General features: G+C 74.5%; 17 protein-coding genes. 5 read left to right on the top strand and 12 right to left on the bottom strand.

Translation table 11 applies throughout. The annotated features are described in order from the left end of the window. Positions 1-83: 83 nt before the first annotated feature. Positions 84-1532: an argininosuccinate synthase gene (argG, locus tag ACO4JP_RS10475; protein WP_425953634.1), complete on the bottom strand. Its 1449-nt coding sequence runs from the start codon at positions 1530-1532 to the stop codon at positions 84-86. A gap of 86 nt (positions 1533-1618) precedes the next feature. Between argG and ACO4JP_RS10480 the strand changes: the two genes are divergently transcribed. From ACO4JP_RS10480 to sigJ, 3 genes are all read left to right on the top strand, one after another. Beyond that, positions 1619-3121, top strand: a complete 1503-nt coding sequence (locus ACO4JP_RS10480; protein WP_425953635.1) for a glycosyltransferase family 39 protein — start codon at positions 1619-1621, stop codon at positions 3119-3121. Positions 3122-3225: 104 nt separating this feature from the next. Then, a complete protein-coding gene (locus tag ACO4JP_RS10485) occupies positions 3226-4647 on the top strand; it encodes an NAD(P)/FAD-dependent oxidoreductase (protein ID WP_425953636.1) in 1422 nt (473 codons plus the stop codon). Positions 4648-4693: 46 nt separating this feature from the next. Further along, positions 4694-5593 carry an RNA polymerase sigma factor SigJ gene (gene sigJ, locus ACO4JP_RS10490; RefSeq protein WP_425953637.1) on the top strand — a complete coding sequence of 300 codons (900 nt, stop codon included), beginning with the start codon at positions 4694-4696 and terminating at the stop codon, positions 5591-5593. 54 nt (positions 5594-5647) lie between these two features. On the opposite strand, the gene glmS is transcribed toward sigJ, so the two are convergent. The 6 genes from glmS to ACO4JP_RS10520 all read right to left on the bottom strand — a co-directional run bounded on the left by glmS (position 5648) and on the right by ACO4JP_RS10520 (position 10373). Next, positions 5648-7480 (bottom strand): glutamine--fructose-6-phosphate transaminase (isomerizing), encoded by a 1833-nt coding sequence (gene glmS, locus ACO4JP_RS10495; protein ID WP_425953638.1) that lies wholly within the window; start codon positions 7478-7480, stop codon positions 5648-5650. A 12-nt stretch (positions 7481-7492) separates the two neighbouring features. Next, positions 7493-7756: a hypothetical protein gene (locus ACO4JP_RS10500; protein ID WP_425953639.1), complete on the bottom strand. Its 264-nt coding sequence runs from the start codon at positions 7754-7756 to the stop codon at positions 7493-7495. A 70-nt stretch (positions 7757-7826) separates the two neighbouring features. Next, positions 7827-8273 (bottom strand): SRPBCC family protein, encoded by a 447-nt coding sequence (locus tag ACO4JP_RS10505; RefSeq protein ID WP_425953640.1) that lies wholly within the window; start codon positions 8271-8273, stop codon positions 7827-7829. A 40-nt stretch (positions 8274-8313) separates the two neighbouring features. Then, positions 8314-9066 (bottom strand): DNA alkylation repair protein, encoded by a 753-nt coding sequence (locus tag ACO4JP_RS10510; protein WP_425953641.1) that lies wholly within the window; start codon positions 9064-9066, stop codon positions 8314-8316. After that, positions 9063-10013 carry a ribonuclease Z gene (locus ACO4JP_RS10515; protein ID WP_425953642.1) on the bottom strand — a complete coding sequence of 317 codons (951 nt, stop codon included), beginning with the start codon at positions 10011-10013 and terminating at the stop codon, positions 9063-9065. Before ACO4JP_RS10515 ends, ACO4JP_RS10510 begins: the two co-directional genes overlap by 4 nt. Next, positions 10014-10373: a hypothetical protein gene (locus ACO4JP_RS10520; RefSeq protein ID WP_425953643.1), complete on the bottom strand. Its 360-nt coding sequence runs from the start codon at positions 10371-10373 to the stop codon at positions 10014-10016. It abuts the gene before it with no gap. Between the two features lie 172 nt (positions 10374-10545). Here ACO4JP_RS10520 and ald point away from each other — a divergent pair, with 172 nt between their 5' ends. Next, complete coding sequence (gene ald / locus ACO4JP_RS10525; protein ID WP_425953644.1) at positions 10546-11658, top strand: alanine dehydrogenase; 1113 nt, start codon at positions 10546-10548, stop codon at positions 11656-11658. An 82-nt stretch (positions 11659-11740) separates the two neighbouring features. Here the strand turns inward: ald and ACO4JP_RS10530 are convergent, their stop codons facing one another. Next, entirely contained in the window at positions 11741-12373 is a 633-nt protein-coding gene (locus ACO4JP_RS10530; protein WP_425953645.1) for an FMN reductase, read from the bottom strand. Between the two features lie 11 nt (positions 12374-12384). Next, positions 12385-13584, bottom strand: coding sequence for an LLM class flavin-dependent oxidoreductase (locus ACO4JP_RS10535; RefSeq protein ID WP_425957087.1), 1200 nt, complete (start codon positions 13582-13584; stop codon positions 12385-12387). Between the two features lie 346 nt (positions 13585-13930). Here ACO4JP_RS10535 and ACO4JP_RS10540 point away from each other — a divergent pair, with 346 nt between their 5' ends. After that, on the top strand, positions 13931-14275 hold the full coding sequence (locus ACO4JP_RS10540; RefSeq protein WP_425953646.1) for an RNA polymerase-binding protein RbpA: 345 nt from the start codon (positions 13931-13933) through the stop codon (positions 14273-14275). A gap of 113 nt (positions 14276-14388) precedes the next feature. On the opposite strand, the gene ACO4JP_RS10545 is transcribed toward ACO4JP_RS10540, so the two are convergent. From ACO4JP_RS10545 to ACO4JP_RS10555, 3 genes are read right to left on the bottom strand one after another with little or no spacing between them, the layout of a single operon-like run. Continuing rightward, positions 14389-15138: a polyprenol monophosphomannose synthase gene (locus tag ACO4JP_RS10545; protein ID WP_425953647.1), complete on the bottom strand. Its 750-nt coding sequence runs from the start codon at positions 15136-15138 to the stop codon at positions 14389-14391. Then, positions 15135-16844 carry an apolipoprotein N-acyltransferase gene (gene lnt / locus ACO4JP_RS10550; RefSeq protein ID WP_425953648.1) on the bottom strand — a complete coding sequence of 570 codons (1710 nt, stop codon included), beginning with the start codon at positions 16842-16844 and terminating at the stop codon, positions 15135-15137. The genes ACO4JP_RS10545 and lnt overlap by 4 nt, the downstream gene beginning before the upstream one ends. A 46-nt stretch (positions 16845-16890) precedes the next feature. Beyond that, positions 16891-18552, bottom strand: a complete 1662-nt coding sequence (locus ACO4JP_RS10555) for an amidohydrolase (protein WP_425953649.1) — start codon at positions 18550-18552, stop codon at positions 16891-16893. Between the last annotated feature and the right edge of the window lie 17 nt (positions 18553-18569).

The raw sequence follows: 18569 nt of genomic DNA on the forward strand, positions 1-18569 counted from the left end.
GCCGGTTGAGCCCGCCGAGACCACCGCACCCGGGCGACCCGGGCGGTGGGTGGTCTCGGCGGGCCCAACCAGCGAGGCGGGTCTCAGTCGACGCCGAGCTCCATCGCGGCCGCGTCCAGGAGCTGCTCGCCCTCCGGGGCCTGGCCGCGCGAGGCGATCGCCTGCGCGCCGCCCTCCTCGAGCTCGAGCTCGCCGATGAGCGGCGTCGTCTCGCCCGCACCGATGAGCGCGGCGTGCGCGCCGCCCACCAGGCCGAGGGCCGCGTACTGCTCCAGCTTGGCGCGCGAGTCGGCGATGTCGAGGTTGCGCATGGTGAGCTGGCCGATGCGGTCGGTGGGGCCGAACGCCGAGTCGGCGACGCGCTCCATCGACAGCTTGTCCGGGTGGTAGCTGAACGCGGGGCCGGTGGTGTCGAGGACGGAGTAGTCCTCGCCGCGGCGCAGGCGCAGCGTGACCTTGCCGGTCACGGCGGAGCCGACCCAGCGCTGGAGCGCCTCACGGATCATGAGGGCCTGCGGGTCGAGCCAGCGCCCCTCGTACATCAGGCGGCCGAGGCGGCGGCCGTCGTTGTGGTACTGGGCGAGGGTGTCCTCGTTGTGGATCGCGTTGACGAGGCGCTCGTAGGCGATGAACAGCAGCGCCATGCCGGGGGCCTCGTAGATGCCGCGCGACTTGGCCTCGATGATGCGGTTCTCGATCTGGTCGCTCATGCCGAGGCCGTGACGGCCGCCGACGGCGTTGGCCTCGAGCACCAGGTCGACGGCGGACGCGAAGGTCTGGCCGTTGATCGTGACGGGGCGGCCCTGCTCGAACCCGATCGTGACGGTCTCGGGGGCGATCTCGACGGACTCGTCCCAGAACTTCACGCCCATGATGGGCTCGACGGTCTCGAGCCCGGTGTCCAGGTTCTCGAGCGTCTTGGCCTCGTGGGTGGCGCCCCAGATGTTGGCGTCGGTCGAGTACGCCTTCTCCGTCGAGTCGCGGTACGGCAGCTCGTGCGCGGCCAGCCACTCGCTCATCTCCTTGCGCCCGCCGAGCTCGGTGACGAACTCGGCGTCGAGCCACGGCTTGTAGATGCGCAGGTTCGGGTTGGCGAGCAGGCCGTAGCGGTAGAACCGCTCGATGTCGTTGCCCTTGTAGGTCGAGCCGTCGCCCCAGATCTGCACGTCATCCTCGAGCATCGCGCGCACCAGGAGCGTGCCGGTCACGGCGCGGCCCAGCGGCGTCGTGTTGAAGTACGACCGGCCGCCGGAGCGGATGTGGAAGGCACCGCAGGTCAGGGCCGCGAGCCCCTCCTCGACCAGCGCCTCCCGGCAGTCGACCAGGCGCGAGCCCTCGGCGCCGTACGCCGTCGCGCGCCCCGGGACCGAGGCGATGTCGGGCTCGTCGTACTGGCCGATGTCGGCGGTGTACGTGAACGGGATCGCCCCGTTCTCGCGCATCCACGCAACGGCGACGGAGGTGTCGAGACCACCGGAGAACGCGATGCCGACGCGCTCGCCGGCCGGGAGAGACGTAAGAACCTTGGACACGGGAAGAGTATGCATCCTGTTGCATACTCATGCAAACCGCTGGCGCCGTCTCGCCGGGTGCGCGGAGGCGACCTACCGTGGCTCCCGTGACCTCTGCGGAAGCAGGCACGATCACCGAGGCCCGGCCCCTGACGCCGGGCCTGCCGGCGTTCGCGTGGCGGCACGTGGGCCTGGCCGTCGTGGTGCTCGGCGTGGTCCTCACGGCGCTGAGCACCCGCTACGGCTACCACCGCGACGAGCTCTACTTCCGACTGCTGCGCCCTGCATGGGGGTATGTCGACCAGCCTCCCCTGACGCCGCTCGTGGCGCGAGGCATGGCGTCGCTCTCCGACTCCCTCGCGGCGCTGCGGGCGCCCGCGACGCTGAGCCTGCTCGCCGCGGTCGTTCTCGTCGCCCTGCTGGCGCGCGAGCTCGGCGGCGGGGCCGGCGCGCAGGCCCTGGCCGCGTGGGGGTTCGGCACCGCCGCCACCCCGCTGATCTTCGGGCACACCCTGCTGACCGCGAGCCTCGACATGGTCGTATGGGCGGCGGTGCTGTGGCTCGTCGCCCGGGCGCTGCTGCGCGACCAGCGCGCGTGGCTCGCCGCCGGCGTCGTCGCCGGTCTCGGGCTGTACAACAAGCTGCTGGTCGTCGCCCTGCTCGCCGCGATCGGGGTCGGGCTGGCGCTCGCGGGGCCGCGGCGCGTGCTGGCGACGCGGTGGCCCTGGCTGGCGGTCGGGGCCGCGCTCGTCGTCGGGCTGCCGAACCTCGTCTACCAGGCCGTGAACGGGTGGCCGCAGCTCGCCATGGGCCGGGCCCTGGCCGAGCACAACGCCGGCGACGTCCGGGTGGACATGTGGTGGTTCCAGCTCGTGACCCTCGGGCCGCCGCTCGTCGTGGTCTGGGTCGCGGGGATGGTCGCGCTGTGGCGCAGGCCGGAGTGGCGGCCGCTGCGCTGCCTCGTGGTCGCCTACCCGGTGCTGCTCGCCTTCACGTTCGTGGGTGGCGCGCAGGTCTACTACGCGTGGAGCCTGCTGGGCGCGTTCCTCGCGGCCGGCGCCGTGGTGGTCGCGCGGTGGGCGCGCACGCGCGGGCGCCAGGTCGCGGTCGCGGCGCTCGTCGTGCTCAACGCCGCCGGCTCCGCCGTCATCGCGCTGCCCCTGATCCCGGTCGACGTGCTCGGTGCGACACCCTTCGGCGACATCAACCAGACGGCGCGCGACGCCGTCGGCTGGCCCGCGTACGTGCGGCAGGTCGAGGCGGCGTACGCCGCGCTGCCGGCCGCCGACCGGGCGCACGCCGTCGTGCTCACCGGCAACTACGGCGAGGCGGGGGCGATCGACCGGTTCGGCACCGGGCTGCCGCCGGTGTACAGCGCGCAGAACGCCCTTGCGGCGTACGGCCCGCCGCCCGCGAACGCCACGGTGGCCGTCGTCGTCCTGGACGGCGGTGACGCGCCCACGCGATGGTTCGCACGCTGCGAGACGGTGACGCACCTCGACGACGGGGTCGGCGTCGACAACGAGGAGCAGGGCGGCCTCGTCGCCGTCTGCCGCGGCCCGCGCGGCGGCTGGGCCGCGCTGTGGCCCCGGCTCACCCACCTGGACTGAGCGGCGGCCGCGCCCGCCGCGCGCGGGGGCACGCCGTGATGACGGTCACGTCACGAAACCGGCCCCCCGCCCGGTCAGAGGGATGAGTCCATCAGGAGGTACAGATGCACGACATCCTCATCGTCGGCGGCGGGTACGCAGGTTTCTACGCGGCGTGGCGGCTCGAGCGCCGGCTGCGCCGCGGCGAGGCCCGCGTGACGGTCGTCGACCCCCGCGGGTACATGACCTACCAGCCGTTCCTCCCCGAGGTGGCGGCCGGTTCGGTCGAGGCCCGCCACACCCTGGTCCCGCTGCGCTCGCACCTGCGGCGCACGCGCGTCATGACCGGGCACGTCACGTCGATCGACCACGCCCACCGCACCGCCCACGTCCGCACCCCGGACGGGCGCGACCACGCGCTCGCCTACGACACGCTGGTCGTGACGGCCGGCGCCATCACCCGCACGTTCCCCGTGCCGGGCCTGGAGTCGGAGGCGATCGGCCTCAAGACCGTCGAGGAGGCCGTCGCGGTCCGCGACCGCGTGCTGACCGGCTTCGCGCGCGCCGCCGAGCTGCCGCCGTGCCCGGAACGGCGCCAGGCGCTGACCGTGACGGTCGTCGGCGGCGGCTTCACCGGCGTCGAGCTCTTCGGCGAGCTGCTCGCCCTGGGCGCGAACCTGCTGCGCCGCTACCCGGAGCTGAGCGCCGACGACCTCTCGTTCCACCTCGTCGAGGCGCGCGACCGGATCCTGCCCGAGGTCACGGACGGCCCCGGACGCTGGGTGGTGGAGCACCTCCGGTCGCGCGGCGGGCACGTGCACCTCGGCACGCAGATGGTCTCGGCGTCGGGCGGGCACGTGGTGCTGTCGACCGGCGAGGAGTACGACACGGGCCTGCTCGTGTGGGCTGCCGGCAACGGGTCGCACCCGGTCGTGGCGAACCGCACCGACCTGCCGGTCGACGAGCGCGGGCTGCTGCGCGTGCGCGCCGACCTGCGCGTCGGCACCGAGGACGAGCCGGTGCCAGGTGCCTGGGCGGCCGGCGACAACGCCGCCGTCCCCGACCTCGCGTCGGACGACCCGCGCGCGCTCACGGTGCCCAACGCCCAGCACGCCGTGCGGCAGGGCAAGCTGCTCGCGCGCAACATCCTCGCCGACCTGCGCGGCCGGCCCGCCCGTCCGTACGCGCACCGCAGCCTGGGCACGGTCGCGACCCTCGGGTACGGGTACGGGATCTTCGAGTACCGGCGGATCGTGGTGCGCGGCAGGCTCGCCTGGCTCATGCACCGCGGCTACCACGTGCTGGCCATCCCGACGTGGGAGCGCAAGGTCCGCGTCGCGCTCGGGTGGCTGGCCGCCGGGGTGTTCGGGCGTGACCTCACCCCCCTTCCCGACATCGGCCGCCCGCGCCAGGCGATCCTCGCCGGCGGCGACCCCGACCTGGTGCTGCCGCCGCTGCCGGACGACGCGGGCCCTGACGATGCGGGCCATCACGATGCGTGGCACGACACGGCAGCAGACGGTTCCGAGGCCCGCGCTGCCCGGTGACCTGCGGGTTGCCCGCCCCGGGGCGGGCAACCCCTAGGGTGTGCGCATGATGACCGAGCAGGTGCTGGCTCCCGCAGCGCCCGACGACGCCGTCGCGCAGTTCCTCGCCGTCCGGCCCCGCCTGTTCGGCGTCGCCTACCGCATGCTGGGCTCGGCCGCCGAGGCGGAGGACGTCGTGCAGGAGGCGTGGATCCGCTGGCAGGGGACGAACCGCGCCGTCGTCGAGAACCCCGCCGCCTTCCTCACCACGACGACGTCCCGCCTGGCGATCAACGCGCTCACGAGCGCCCGTGCGCGCCGCGAGACCTACGACGGCCCGTGGCTGCCCGAGCCCGTCGACACCAGCGCCGACCCGCTGCTCGGCGCCGAGCGGGGCGAGGCGCTCGAGCTCGCGGTCCTTCTGCTGCTCGAGAAGCTCACCCCGGCCGAACGCGCCGCCTACGTGCTGCGCGAGGCGTTCGGCTACTCCCACCGGCAGGTCGCGGACGTGCTCGAGACCTCCGAGGCCAACGCGCGGCAGCTCGCGCGCCGCGCGCGGCTGGCGCTCGGGTCCGAGCGCGCTGCCCACGCCACGCCCGCCCGGCAGCGCGAGCTGGTGGGCGCGTTCGTCGCCGCGGCCCGCGCCGGCCGCCTCGACGAGCTCGAGCGGCTGCTGGCCCGCGACGTCGTCATGCGTAACGACGGCGGCGGCAAGGTGCACGCGGCGCGCAAGTCCCTGCACGGCGTGGACCGCGTGCTGACCTTCCTCCGGTTCGTGTTCGGCAAGCCCTGGGCCCCCGGCCTGGCCACGCTCGAGGTGGTCGAGGCCAACGGGGCGCCGGCCGTCCTCGTGCGCGCGGTGTCGGGCGAGATCCTCACGGTCATCGCGCTCGAGATCGCGCCGCACGGCATCCGGCAGGTGCTCATGGTGCTCAACCCCGACAAGCTCGGGCACGTGCCGGCCTGACCCACTGCTGCCCGGCCCGACCGGTCCTGTCACGGACCGGCGCCGCGCGCGTGCCTACTCGACGGTGACGGACTTGGCGAGGTTGCGCGGCTTGTCGACGTCGAGCCCCAGCGCCAGGGACGCGTGGTAGGCCAGCAGCTGCAGCGGCACGGTGAGCAGGATCGGGTCGAGCTCGGTCTCGTTCCGCGGCACCTCGATGCGGCGCACGTCGAGCGTCCCGAGGTCGACCTCGGGGTGGGTGACGACGACGAGGGGGCCACCGCGGGCGGCGATCTCGTGCAGCGCGGCCACGTTGCGGTCGGTCAGCTCGTCGTCGGGCACGATCGCGACGGTGGGCACCTGCGGCGAGATGAGCGCGAGCGGGCCGTGCTTGAGCTCGCTCGTGGGGTACGCCTCGGCGTGCCGGTAGGTGATCTCCTTGAGCTTCTGGGCGCCCTCGCGCGCCACCGGGTAGCCGCGCACCCGCCCGACGAAGAACAGGCTCTCGGCCTGGGCGAGGTCCTGCGCGATCGCGGCGACGTCGTCCTCGGTCTTGAGGATCTCGCCGATCTGCCCGGGCAGGCGCTGCAGCCCGGTCACGAGGCGCTTGCCGTCCGCGACGGACAGGTCGCGCACCCGGCCGAGCTGGATGGCCAGCAGCGCGAACCCGACGAACATCGTGGTCAGCGCCTTGGTGGACGCGACGGCGATCTCGGGGCCGGCGTGCAGGTAGATGCCGCCGTCGGTGGCGCGGGCGATGGCGGAGCCGACGACGTTGACGAGGCCGACGACGCGGCCGCCCTTGCGCTTGATCTCCTCGACCGCGAGCAGGGTGTCGACGGTCTCGCCCGACTGGCTGACCGCGACGTAGAGCGTGTCGGGCTCGATGATCGGATTGCGGTAGCGGAACTCGCTGGCGGGCTCCGCGTCCGCGGGGACGCGCGCGAGCTCCTCGATGAGCGAGGCGCCCATCTCCCCCACGTAGTACGCGGACCCGCAGCCGAGGATCTTGACGCGCCGGAAGGCGCGCAGCTCGCGCGGGTCGAGGTTGAGGCCGCCCAGGTGCGTGGTGCCGAACCGTTCGTCGAGCCGGCCGCGCAGCGTGCGCTCGACGGACGCGGGCTGCTCGAGGATCTCGGTGTACATGCGCGGAGCGCCGCTGACGTCGCCGTGCTCGCCTTGCCCGTAGACGGAGGGGTCGATGTCGACCTCGCTGGCCTGGGTGGCGGTGCGGGACAGGTCGTGGCGGAACGTGGTGAAGCCGGTCGCGGTGACGGTGGCGAGCTCGCCGTCGTCCAGGTGCGCGACGGTGGTGGTGTGCCGCACGAGGGCGGCCAGGTCGGAGGCGACGAACATCTCCCGGTCCCCCACCCCGACGATCAGCGGGCTGCCGTGACGGGCCACGACGATCCGGTCGGGGAAGCCGGCGTGCACGACGGCGAGCCCGTAGGTGCCCTCGACCTGCGCGAGTGCCTCGACGACCTTGCCCTCGAGGGTGTCGGCGCCGGAGCGGGCGACCAGGTGGGCGAACACCTCGGTGTCGGTGTCGCTGACCAGCTCGACGCCGTCGGCCGCGAGGCGGGCGCGCAGCGCGGCGGCGTTGTCGACGATGCCGTTGTGGACGACGGCGACCTGCCCGGCCGTGTCGGTGTGCGGGTGGGCGTTGGCGTCGGTCGCGGGCCCGTGGGTGGCCCAGCGGGTGTGGCCGATGCCCACCTTGCCGGCGAGGCGCTTGGGCAGCGCTGCGGCGAGGTCGCGCACGCGGCCGGCCTTCTTGGTGACCTGCAGGCGCGAGCCGACGACGGCGATGCCGGCCGAGTCGTAGCCGCGGTGCTCGAGCCGGGTCAGGCCCTCGACGAGCAGCGGGGCGGCCTGCTGGGCGCCGACGTAGCCGACGATTCCGCACATGGGTGTCTCTCCTCAGGTGTAGACGATGCGCCGCAGCTGCCGTTCGCTGAGCCGCGGGGCGGCCACCAGGCGGGTGGCGAGCTCGGCGGCGATCTGGGCGAAGATCTCCGGGTTCTTGGCCCCGTAGGTCTGCAGCTCGGTGTGCCGGCGGCGGACGTAGTCCTCGACCGGCTCGGCGTGGTACGCCAGGACGTCCTCGACGACCCGCGCCGCCTCGGCGGCGGTCAGCCCGGTGGTGGCCGCGACGTGGGCCACCAGCGCGCTGTCGGGTCTCATGGGGACCGAGACTGACCCCTCGCGCGGCGAGGGGCAACTTCTTGCCCGAATTCGGGCAAGCGAGGGGGGTTCAGCCCTCGGAGAGGACGGCGAGCCGGTCGACGGAGGCCTGCAGCTTGTCCGCGGTCGTGGACCGCGCGCGCTCGAACCGGTGCGGGTCGGTGAGGCCGGACCAGTCGTAGGTGTGGGTGACGCGGGTGGTGGTGTCGTCGATCGGCTCGAGCTCCCACCGCCACAGGTGACCGGGCTGCGGCTCGCCGACCGGCGCGGGCTTCCACGCGATCAGGCGCCCCTCGGCGAACTCGACGACGTGGTTCTGGCGCACCTTGCCGCCCTTGTTGTGCATGAGGAACGAGTCGCCGACGGCGTGGACCCGCTGCCCGGGGTCGGCGGCGGACAGGTTGTCGTTGCCGTCCCACTCCGGCTGCCGGGAGGGGTCGGCGATGAACTCGAAGATCACCTGGGCCGGGGCGGAAACCACGCGGCTCGCGGACACCACACGCGTCTGGTCGGTCATGCGGCCATCCAACCACCGCCGGCCGCCGCGGGCGCGAGCCTCACCGGCGGCGCAGCCGCGCCCGCTCGGCCGGGTCGAGGTGCTCGGTGGCGTAGCTGAGGGTCGTGCGCGGCATGCGCGGCGCGTTCTCCTCGAGAAAGGCCAGCAGCGCGCCGACGTCGGCGCGCTTGCCCACCTCCCGCAGCATCCACCCGACGGCCTTGTGCATGAGGTCCTCCCGGTCCCCCAGCAGCCGCTCCGCGTACGTCAGGGCCGGGCCCGGGTCGCCCGCCTTGGTGAACGCGAACGTCGCGAGCATCGCCACGCGCCGCTCCCACAGGACGGGCGACGCGGCCAGCGGGTCGAGCACCGGGGCGAGGTCGTGCGCGGGCGGGCCCAGCAGCCAGTCCCCCACCAGCCACTCGGCCGAGGCATCCACCAGGTCCCAGCCGTTGACCCGGCCGGCGCGGACGGCGGCCAGGTAACGGGCGTGCAGCGCGTCGCGTTCGGCGTCGTCCCGCGTGCGACGCCGGGTGGCCCGCTGGTAGCGCGCGACCAGTGCCAGCAGCCCCGCGAGCCGGTGCTCGTGGACCCGGCTGTCCAGCAGGATGCTCGCCTCCTGTGGCGGCATCCCCGCCGCCCGCCGCACCAGCGCCCGCGTCACCGGCACGCGCACGCCCACGAACACGTCGCCCTCGCCGTACTGGCCCGCCCCGGTCTGGAAGAAGCGGGCCGCCCCGGCGGCCAGCTCGGGCGAGCCGGCCGCGTCGATCGCGGCGGCCAGGGCGCTCGCGCTGAGCAGCTCCCCCGTCACGGGGCGGCCCGCCGGCGCGGGGGCAGCGGCACCCGGTCGAGGTCCGCCGCGACGGTCAGCTCCCCGTCGAACTCCTCGCGCGCCTCGCGCTCGAACTCCTCCGGGTCGGTGTACCGCTGGGAGAAGTGCGTGAGCACCAGGTGTCGCACGCCCGCCTGCGCCGCGACCCGCGCGGCCTGCCGGCAGGTCAGGTGGCCCCACCGCCCCGCCTGCTCCGCGTCGCGATGCAGGAACGTGGACTCGATGACCAGCAGGTCGGCGCCGTCGGCCAGCTCCCCCACCGCCTCGCACAGGCGCGTGTCCATGACGAACGCCACCGACTGCCCCGGGCGCGGCACGCTCACCTCCGCGAGGTGCACCTGCCGTCCGTCGACGACGAGGGACCCGTCGGCGAGCAGCCGCCCCACGTCCGGGCCGGCGACCCCCGCCGCGGCCAGCGCCGCCGGGTCGAGCGAGACGCCGTCGGGCTCGAAGATGCGGTAGCCGAACGTCTCGGTGGTGTGCTCGAGGCGGCGGGCGGTCAGCGCGGGGCCGCCGGCCTTGCGGCCGAGCTCGCCGTGCACGGGCGGGACCACGCCGTCGGCGGCGAGCGGCTGCCGCACGACGTCGGCAAGCGCTCCTTGCACGCTGGCGTGCAGCAGGTGCTCCACCTGCTCGAGCCCCGAGGCGGGGAACGACACCGGCACCGGGTGCGGCACGCCGTCGCCCGCGAGCCGCTGCGCCACGCCGGCCAGGCCCAGCGAGTGGTCGCCGTGCAGGTGCGTGATCGCGATGCGGGTGAGGTCCGTGGCGGACACTCCCGCGAGCGTCATCTGCCGCTGCGTGCCCTCGCCCGGGTCGAACAACACGCCCATCCCGTCGAAGAACAGGACATACCCGTTGTGGTTGCGGGTGCGGGTGGGGACCATGCTCGCCGTCCCCAGCACCACCAGCTCGCGACGCGACACTCAGGCGGCCAGCGCGTGCCCGACCGCGCGGACGAGCCCCGCGGTGTCGAGCGCGCCGCGACGGTACCGCTCGACGGCGTCCGCGAGATCGGCCGCGCTGCGCGCCCGCGGGCGCCGCGGCTCCGCGGCCCACACGTCCCGGTCGAGCACGGCGGTGCGGCGGGCCGGACCGCGGAACAGCCGCCCCGGCAGGAACCGCGCGGGCCCCGCCTCCGCGCCCGGTGCCGCGGCGTCGGCCGCGGTACGGGCCAGCAGCGACGGGCGGTAGCGCGCGCCCGGGTCCCAGCGCGGCGCAGACGCCTCCGGCGGGCGGACGCCGCTGGTGGCGCGGTGCACGCCCGCGGACGTGTCGTCGGACATCGTCGCTCCCCTCCAGCGGCACCTGGGCGGCCGCGCTGCGAGCATGGTCCCGCACCCGGCGACCTGCGGCAACAGGGTTCCACCGCGCCGTCCGGAAGCCGCCGAGCGCCATCGGCTCGACAATCGAAGGAACGATCCCGGCCGCCTCGGCGGCCCCGTCCGGGAGGCCCGCATGCACATCGCCGTGCCGAAGGAAACGAAGAACCACGAATACCGCGTGGCGGTCACCCCGGCCGGGGTGCACGAGCTGGTGCGCCACGGCCACACCGTCCACGTGGAGGCCGGCGCCGGCCTCGGCTCCTCGATCCCCGACGCCGACTACACCGCCGCGGGCGCCGTCGTCGAGCCCGACGCCGCCACCACCTGGGCCGCGGGCGAGCTGATCCTCAAGGTCAAGGAGCCCCTGCCCGGCGAGTACCAGCACCTGCACTCCGGGCAGGTGCTGTTCACCTACCTGCACCTCGCCGCCGACAAGGAGCTCACCCTCGAGCTGCTCGCCCGCGGCGGCACCGCCATCGCCTACGAGACCGTGCAGACCGCGGACGGCGGACTGCCGCTCCTCGCCCCCATGTCCGAGGTCGCCGGGCGGCTCGCCCCCCAGGTCGGCGCCGCCGCCCTGCTCAAGGCCGCCGGCGGGCGCGGCACCCTGCTCGGCGGCGTCCCCGGCGTCGCCCCCGGGCACGTCGTCATCCTCGGCGCCGGTGTCTCCGGGCTCAACGCCGCCCGCGTCGCCGCCGGCATGGGCGCCCGCATCACCCTCATCGACCGGAACGTGCGGGCGCTCGCGGCCGCGGACGACCTGTTCCTCGGGCGGGTGCAGACCCTTGCGTCGAGCGCGTGGGAGATCGAGCGGGCCGTGCTGGACGCGGACCTGGTGGTCGGCGCGGTGCTGGTGGCCGGCGCGAAGGCGCCCGTGCTGGTCTCGAACGACCTCGTGGCCCGGATGCGGCCCGGCTCGGTGCTGGTCGACATCTCCATCGACCAGGGCGGCTGCTTCGAGGACTCGCGCCCCACCACGCACGCCGACCCGACCTACCGGGTGCACGGCTCGACGTTCTACGCGGTCGCCAACATGCCGGGCGCGGTGCCGCACACCTCCACGCACGCGCTGACGAACGTGACGCTGCCTTACGCCGTCGAGCTGGCGAACCTGGGGTGGCGCACGGCGATGCGCGCGGACGCGACGCTGGCCCGTGGCCTCAACGCGCACGGCGGCGCGGTCACGCACGCGGGCGTCGCCGAGGCGCACGGGCTCGAGCTCACCGAGCCGGGCGCCGTCCTGTGACCGTCGCCTGCCTTTCGGCGTCGTACCTCCTGGCGTTCTGGGGGCCAGAACGCCAGGAGGTACGACGGTCAAAGGAGGGGTGTCAGGGGGCGAGGCCGCCCTGGGCGAGCAGGTCGGCGAAGCTCGGGGTGGCCTCGAACGGGTTGGACGACGCCTCCGGCTCGCGCGCCGACATGCGCGCCGCCAGGTCCCGGCCGGCCCGGGCGATGCGGGTCGGCAGCGGGTTGACCTGGTCACCCTCGCCCGCCCAGTCGTCGGTGGCGGCGAACACCGCCGTCGACAGGACGTCGGCGTGCAGGTAGGTGAACAGCGGTCGCAGGGAGTAGTCGAGCGCGAGGGAGTGGCGGGCCGTGCCGCCGGTGGCGCCGAGCAGCACGGGCAGCCCGCCGAGCGCGTCCTTGTCGAGGATGTCGACGAAGGACTTGAACAGCCCCGAGTACGTCGTGGTGAACAGCGGCGTGACGGCGATGACGCCGTCCGCCGCGTACAGCGTGTCGAGGGCGGTGGCGAGCTCCCCCGTGGGGAAGCCGGTGAGCATGGCGTCGACGACGGCGTGCGCGTGGTCGCGCAGCTCGATCGACTCGACCTTGACGGTGTGGCCGTCCGCCTCGAGCCGTGCCACGGTGGCGTCGGTGAGGCGGTCGGCCAGCAGCCGGGTCGACGACGGGACGGACAGCCCCGCCGAGACGACGACGAGGGTGCGGTCGGTGGTCACTGCGGTCTCCTTCACAGGCCGAACGCGCGGCCGGCGGTGGGCTCGAGGTGCTGAGGGTCGCTCTCCTCGGCGCGCAGGCCGGTCCAGCGGTCCTCGGTGCCGCCCACGTGGGCGGCGCCGAGCTCGCCCGCGGCCTTGGCGGCCGCGACGCGCTCCGCGTGCGTCGGCGGGTTGAGCGGCACGTCGTCGGCGGGGCGCTTGGCCTCGACGATGCGGCGCAGCTCGGGGACGACGTCCTGCGCGAGGATGTCGATCTGCTCGAGCACCGTCTTGAGCGGCAGGCCGGCGTGGTCGATGAGGAACATCTGGCGCTGGTAGTAGCCGACCTCCTCGACGAACGCGCCGTAGCGGTCGATGACCTGCTGCGGCGAGCCGACGGTGAGCGGCGTCTCGCGCGTGAAGTCCTCCATCGACGGCCCGTGCCCGTAGACGGGTGCGACGTCGAAGAACGGCCGGAACTCGTTCACGGCGTCCTGGCTGTTCTTGCGCACGAACACCTGGCCGCCGAGGCCGACGATCGCCTGGTCGGCGCGGCCGTGGCCGTAGTGCTCGAACCGCTGGCGGTAGAACGCGATCATCTGCTTGGTGTGGCTCATGGGCCAGAAGATGCTGTTGTGCAGGAACCCGTCGCCGTAGTAGGCGGCCTGCTCGGCGATCTCCGGGGTGCGGATGGATCCGTGCCACACGAACGGGGGCACGCCGTCGAGGGGGCGCGGGGTGGAGGTGAAGCCCTGCAGCGGGGTGCGGAACTTGCCCTTCCAGTCGACGACGTCCTCGGTCCACAGGCGGCGAAGCAGCGCGTAGTTCTCGATGGCCAGCGGCACGCCCTGGCGGATGTCCTGCCCGAACCACGGGTAGACGGGGCCGGTGTTGCCGCGGCCCATCATGAGGTCCATGCGGCCGTCGGTGACGACCTGGAGCATGGCGTACTCCTCGGCCAGGCGCACCGGGTCGTTGGTGGTGATCAGGGTGGTCGCCGTCGAGAGCGTGATGTTCTTGGTGACGCCGGCCAGGTAGCCGAGCATGGTCGTCGGCGAGGACGCGACGAACGGCGGGTTGTGGTGCTCGCCGGTCGCGAAGACGTCGAGGCCCGCCTCGTCGGCGTGCTTGGCGATGGTCAGCATGCTCCGGACGCGCTCGGTGTCATCGGGGGTGTGCCCGGTGGTCGGGTCCGTGGTGACGTCGCTGACCGAGAAGATTCCGAACTGCACGGTGCTCAGCTCCCTGATCGTTGTGTTCATGCATTTGCATGTACTGGCCGGGTCAACCGGGCGCCGGCCCTGTTCATTCCCCGCCGTCCAGTGTGGCGGTCGCCGGGCGCGGGAGCACACGGCTGCGGGCGATGGCGTGGGATGAGTCACCGCGGCGCCTGCCGAATTGCGTCCCAGGACGGGACTTGGGACCCTCGAACTCGACCGAGACTCGTGCTGTGGTGCGCGTCTCAGCCGACGTCGGAACACGGCGTCATGTCCGGGCGTTGGACCTCTAGGCCCACCCGCCCCTTTGGCGGCCCGTCACGGGCCGCATCCCGGCACCCCCGATCCCCAGGAGGACGACATGCCCGACCGGTCCCTGCGAGGTATGAGCATCGGCGCCAAGAGCATGGAGTCCGACGAGGGCGTCGACTTCGCTCCGCGCTTCCAGGCCTACTACGACTGCCCCAACGGGCACACGATCATCCTGCCGTTCGCCACGGACGCCGAGGTGCCCCCGGTGTGGGAGTGCCGCTGCGGCGAGGAGGCGCTGCTGCGCGACGCCGAGAGGCCGGAGCCGAAGGTGTCCAAGCCGCAGCGCACCCACTGGGACATGCTGCTGGAGCGTCGCACCGTCGCCGAGCTGGAGGAGCTGCTGGACGAGCGCCTCGAGCTGCTGCGCGCGGGCAAGCTGCGCCGCGGCGCCTGACCGGCTCCGCGCGGTCGCGCAGCTCGAGACCGCGCGACGCACGAAGGCCGGCACCCGCAGGGTGCCGGCCTTCGGCGCGTCTGGGGCAGGGTTGGTGTCTGGGGCAGGTGGGTTCAGCCGCGGGCGCGGGTGAACAAGTCCCGCGCCTTCCGCGTGCGGTACGTCAGCCCCCACACCGTCGTCTTGGTCAGCGCCTCGGCGACGATGGCGCGGCTCATCTTCGACACCCCGGCCACCCGCTCGACGAACGTGATCGGCACCTCGGCCACCCGGCCGCCGTCGCGCACGACCCGCCACGTCATGTCGACCTGGAAGCAGTACCCGTGCGACTCCACGGAGGCCAGGTCGATGGCACGCAGGGTCGCGGCGGGGTAGGCGCGGAACCCGGCGGTGGCGTCCTTGACAGGCATGCCGAGCGCGAGCCGCACGTAGGTGTTGCCGCCCTGGGACAGCACGGACCGGCGCCAGGGCCAGTTCACGACGGACCCGCCGGGCACCCATCGCGACCCGATGACCAGGGCGGGCGCGTCGTCGGCGGCGGTCCGCTCGAGCAGTCGCGGCAGGTCTGCGGGGCGGTGCGAGCCGTCGGCGTCCATCTCGACCAGGACGTCGTACCCGCGCTCGAGGCCCCACCCGAACCCGGCGACGTAGGCGGCGCCGAGGCCGCCCTTGCCGGCGCGGTGCAGCACGTGCACGTGGTCGTCGCCGGCGGCGAGGGCGTCGGCGAGCTCGCCGGTGCCGTCGGGCGAGGCGTCGTCGACGACGAGGACGTCGACGTCGGGGGCGTGCTTGCGCACCCCGGCGAGGGTGACGGGCAGCGACTCGCGCTCGTCGTACGTCGGGATGATGACGAGGGTGCTCATGCGGCGTCCTCCTGACGACGACGGCGGAGGCTCACGGCGAGCCCGGCCAGGGCCAGCAGCCCGCCGGAGGCGCTGACGGTCCAGCCGGGCCAGTACCCGGCCGCGATTGCCGGGGTCCACGAGGTGCGCAGCGGGAGCCGCGCGGACAGGTGGTCGGCGGTGAACAGGCCCGTGCGGGCCACGAGGGTGCCGTCGGGCGCGACGACGCCGCTGACCCCGACGGTGGAGACCTGCACGGCGGCGCGCCCGTTGGCGATCGCCTGGATGCGGGTCATCTGCAGCTGCTGGGTGGACTCGGGGGTGACGCCGAACGACGCGTTGTTCGTGGGCACGACGAGCACCTCGGCGCCGTGGCGCACGGAGTCGCGCAGGATCTCGTCGTAGGCGACCTCGAAGCAGATCGCGGTGCCGAGCCGCACGGTGCGGCCCAGCCGCTCCGACGGCAGGTCGATCACGGGCGGGTTGGTGGCGGCGATCATGTCGGTGGTGACACGGTCCACCTGGTCGGTGAACAGCCGCACGAACGAGCGCAGCGGGATGTACTCGCCGAACGGCGCCGGGTGCTGCTTGGCGTACCGGGAGATGACGCCCTGCCCGTCCTGCCACAGCAGCAGCACGTTGTAGCGCCCGCCCGTGGCGGGGAACTCCTGCGCACCCACGAGGATCGGCGCCCCGACGTCGGCGCTGGCGTCGTCCAGGGCCAGGGCGACGTCCTGCGCCTCCTGCGGGTCCAGGTCGGAGCCGTTCTCGGGCCACAGCACGACGTCGACGCCCGGGTGCGGCTCGCCCGCGGCGGCGCGCGCGTCGACGTCGGCGGCGACGGCGCGTGTCCCGTCCAGGTGGTTGTTGAGCACCTCGGCTCGGTTGTAGAACGACTCGAGGCCGGGCTCGTTCACGTTGCCCTGCACGGCCCCGACCTGCAGCACCCCGGCCTGCGCGGTGCCGATGCCGGCGTCGACGAACACGGACCGGTCCGGCACGTGCACCGCGGCGGTCACGGGCGGGGACGGGACCTGCTGCTCGTCCCCGGCGCGCGGCAGGGGCAGCGCGGCCGGGCCGAGCACCGCGACCGCGGCGACGACGGCGCTCACGCCCGCCGCGACCAGGTGCCGGCGCCGGGCGCGGGGCTCGCGCACGGCCGCGACGGCGCGCGCCACGGCCAGCGCCAGCAGCGCGCCCGCCCCGGCCAGCAGGAACGACACGAGCGTGGACCCGCCGAGCCACGCGCTGCGCCCGGTCGGCGCGCCCGCGACGGACCACGCCAGCCGCCCCCACGGGAACCCGCCGAACGGCACCTCCGACCGCCACTGCTCGACGGCGGTCCACACCGTCGCGAAGGCCAGCACGTGCACCCAGGCGCGGTCACGCACCCACGGCAGCCGCCGCGCCCACACCCACGCCATGCCGAACACGGCGAAGCCGAGCGCCGCAAGCGCCGCCAGTGCGAACCACGGCAGCAGCGCCGTCGCCTCGTACGCCCAGTGCACGTGCGGCACGAAGAACGTGAGCCCGGCCACCAACCCGGCGAGGAACCCCCACCCGGCGTGGTCGCGACGCAGCGCCGCGTGCAGCAGCGCGACCGCCACGATCCCGAGCGGCCACCACGCCACGTCGGGGAACGCGGCCCACATGGCCACGCCCGCGGCGAGCGCGAGCAGCAGGGTCACGCCCCGGGAGGCCCAGAAGGAGGTGTCGGATCGCGGCACGGGCGAAGCGTACGCGACGAGGCGGACCGCCCCCGCCACCCGGCCGTCAGGCGAAGGTGTCGAAGATCGGCACCCCCGCGCGGACCGTCTGCAGGCACTGCGCGGCCGGGGCGTCCACGGCGAGGTCCGGCAGCACCGGCTGCCCCGCCCGCGCCTCCGCGCTCCACGACGACAGGCCCCGGCCCGAGGACTGCACCCCGTACGCCTCGGCCCGCCACACCGCCAGGTGCGCCGGCGCCCCCACCGTGAGCTCGCCCGCACCCGTGCCGTCCAGACCCGCCAGCCGCCACCCGCCGCGCGTGTGCGCCCGGAACGCGGCCCGGCCCGACAACCGCTGCGACTCGTCCCCGTGCGCCACCGCCGCCCGCACCGCCTCCCACGGGTCCAGCGGCGTCACCGGGGCGTCCGACCCGAACGCGAGCGGGATGCCCGCGCTCGCCAGGTCCGCGACCGGCGCCATGTTCCCCGCACGCGCCACCCCCAGCCGCGCCGCCCACAACCCCGACGGCCCGCCCCACGTGGCCTCCCACGCCGGCTGGATCGACAGCGACACCCCGTACAGCAGCAGCGCCGCCAGCGACGCCGCGTCCACGAACAGCGCATGCTCCACCCGGTGCCGCGACGCGCGCAGCGGCCCCGGCCCGTGCTCCTTCGCCGCGACCTCCAGGCCCAGCACCACCTGGTCCATCGCCCGGTCCCCCACGACGTGGAACCCGCCCTGCACCCCCACGGCGCTGCACGCCGCCAGGTGCGCCCCCACCTCGTCCGCCGACAGGTACAGCAACCCGTGCCCGTCGTCCGCCACCAGTCCCGGCACCGCCCGCTGGTCCGTGTACGGCTGCCGCATCGCCGCCGTGCGCGACGCGATCGACCCGTCCACGTTGACGTCCCCGCCGATCCCCGTCAGGAACGGCAGCTGCGCCAGCAGCTCCCGCGCGTCGTCCGCCGACTCCACCAGCTCACCCCGGTAGGCGACCACCTGCGGCACCAGCTCCGCGCCCGACAGCGCCACCAGCTCCCGCAACCCGTCCCGCGTGTCCGTGTGCGGCGCCGACATCTCGTGCACCGCCACGATCCCCAGCGACGCGGCCCGCTCCAACGCCACCCGGTACGCGCGCGTGCGCCGCGCCGGCGGCAACGCCTGCGCCACCTCCCGCGCCACCCGCAACGCCTCCCCGACCACCAGGCCCGACGGGTCCCAGCCGGGCAGCGTGTCGAGACCGGCGCTCGCGGCCAGTGAGGTGGAGACGACGGCGTGGTGGACGTCGGCGTGCGTGGCGTAGACGGGGCGGCCGCCGGCGGCGGCGTCGAGCTCCTCGCGGGTCAGGGGCCGGCGTTCGGGCCAGGTCTGCTCGTCCCAGCCGAAGGCGAGCAGCACCTCGTCGCCGTCGGGGTCGGCGGCGTCGAGGTGGCGGGCGCCGGCGGCGACGGCGTCGAGCGCGGCGGCGCGGGTGGGGGCGCCGGCGGGTGAGAGGTCGACGGACTCCAGGGCGAGGCCGGTCTCGAGGGTGTGGATGTGCGCGTCGACGAAGCCGGGGGCGACGAGCGCGCCGTCGAGGTCGATCACGCGGTCGGCGCGGGCGGCGAGGCCGGCGGCGGTGTCGTCCGCGCCGATCCAGGCGACCACGCCCTCGTCGACGAGCAGTGCCTCGGCGAACGGGTCGGCGGAGGAGTGGATGACGCCGTTGCGGTACAGGATCGAGCTCACGCTGCTGACACTAGGCC

The sequence above is a fragment of the Xylanimonas sp. McL0601 genome (assembly GCF_049852175.1).
In the GTDB taxonomy this organism is placed as follows: domain Bacteria; phylum Actinomycetota; class Actinomycetes; order Actinomycetales; family Cellulomonadaceae; genus Xylanimonas.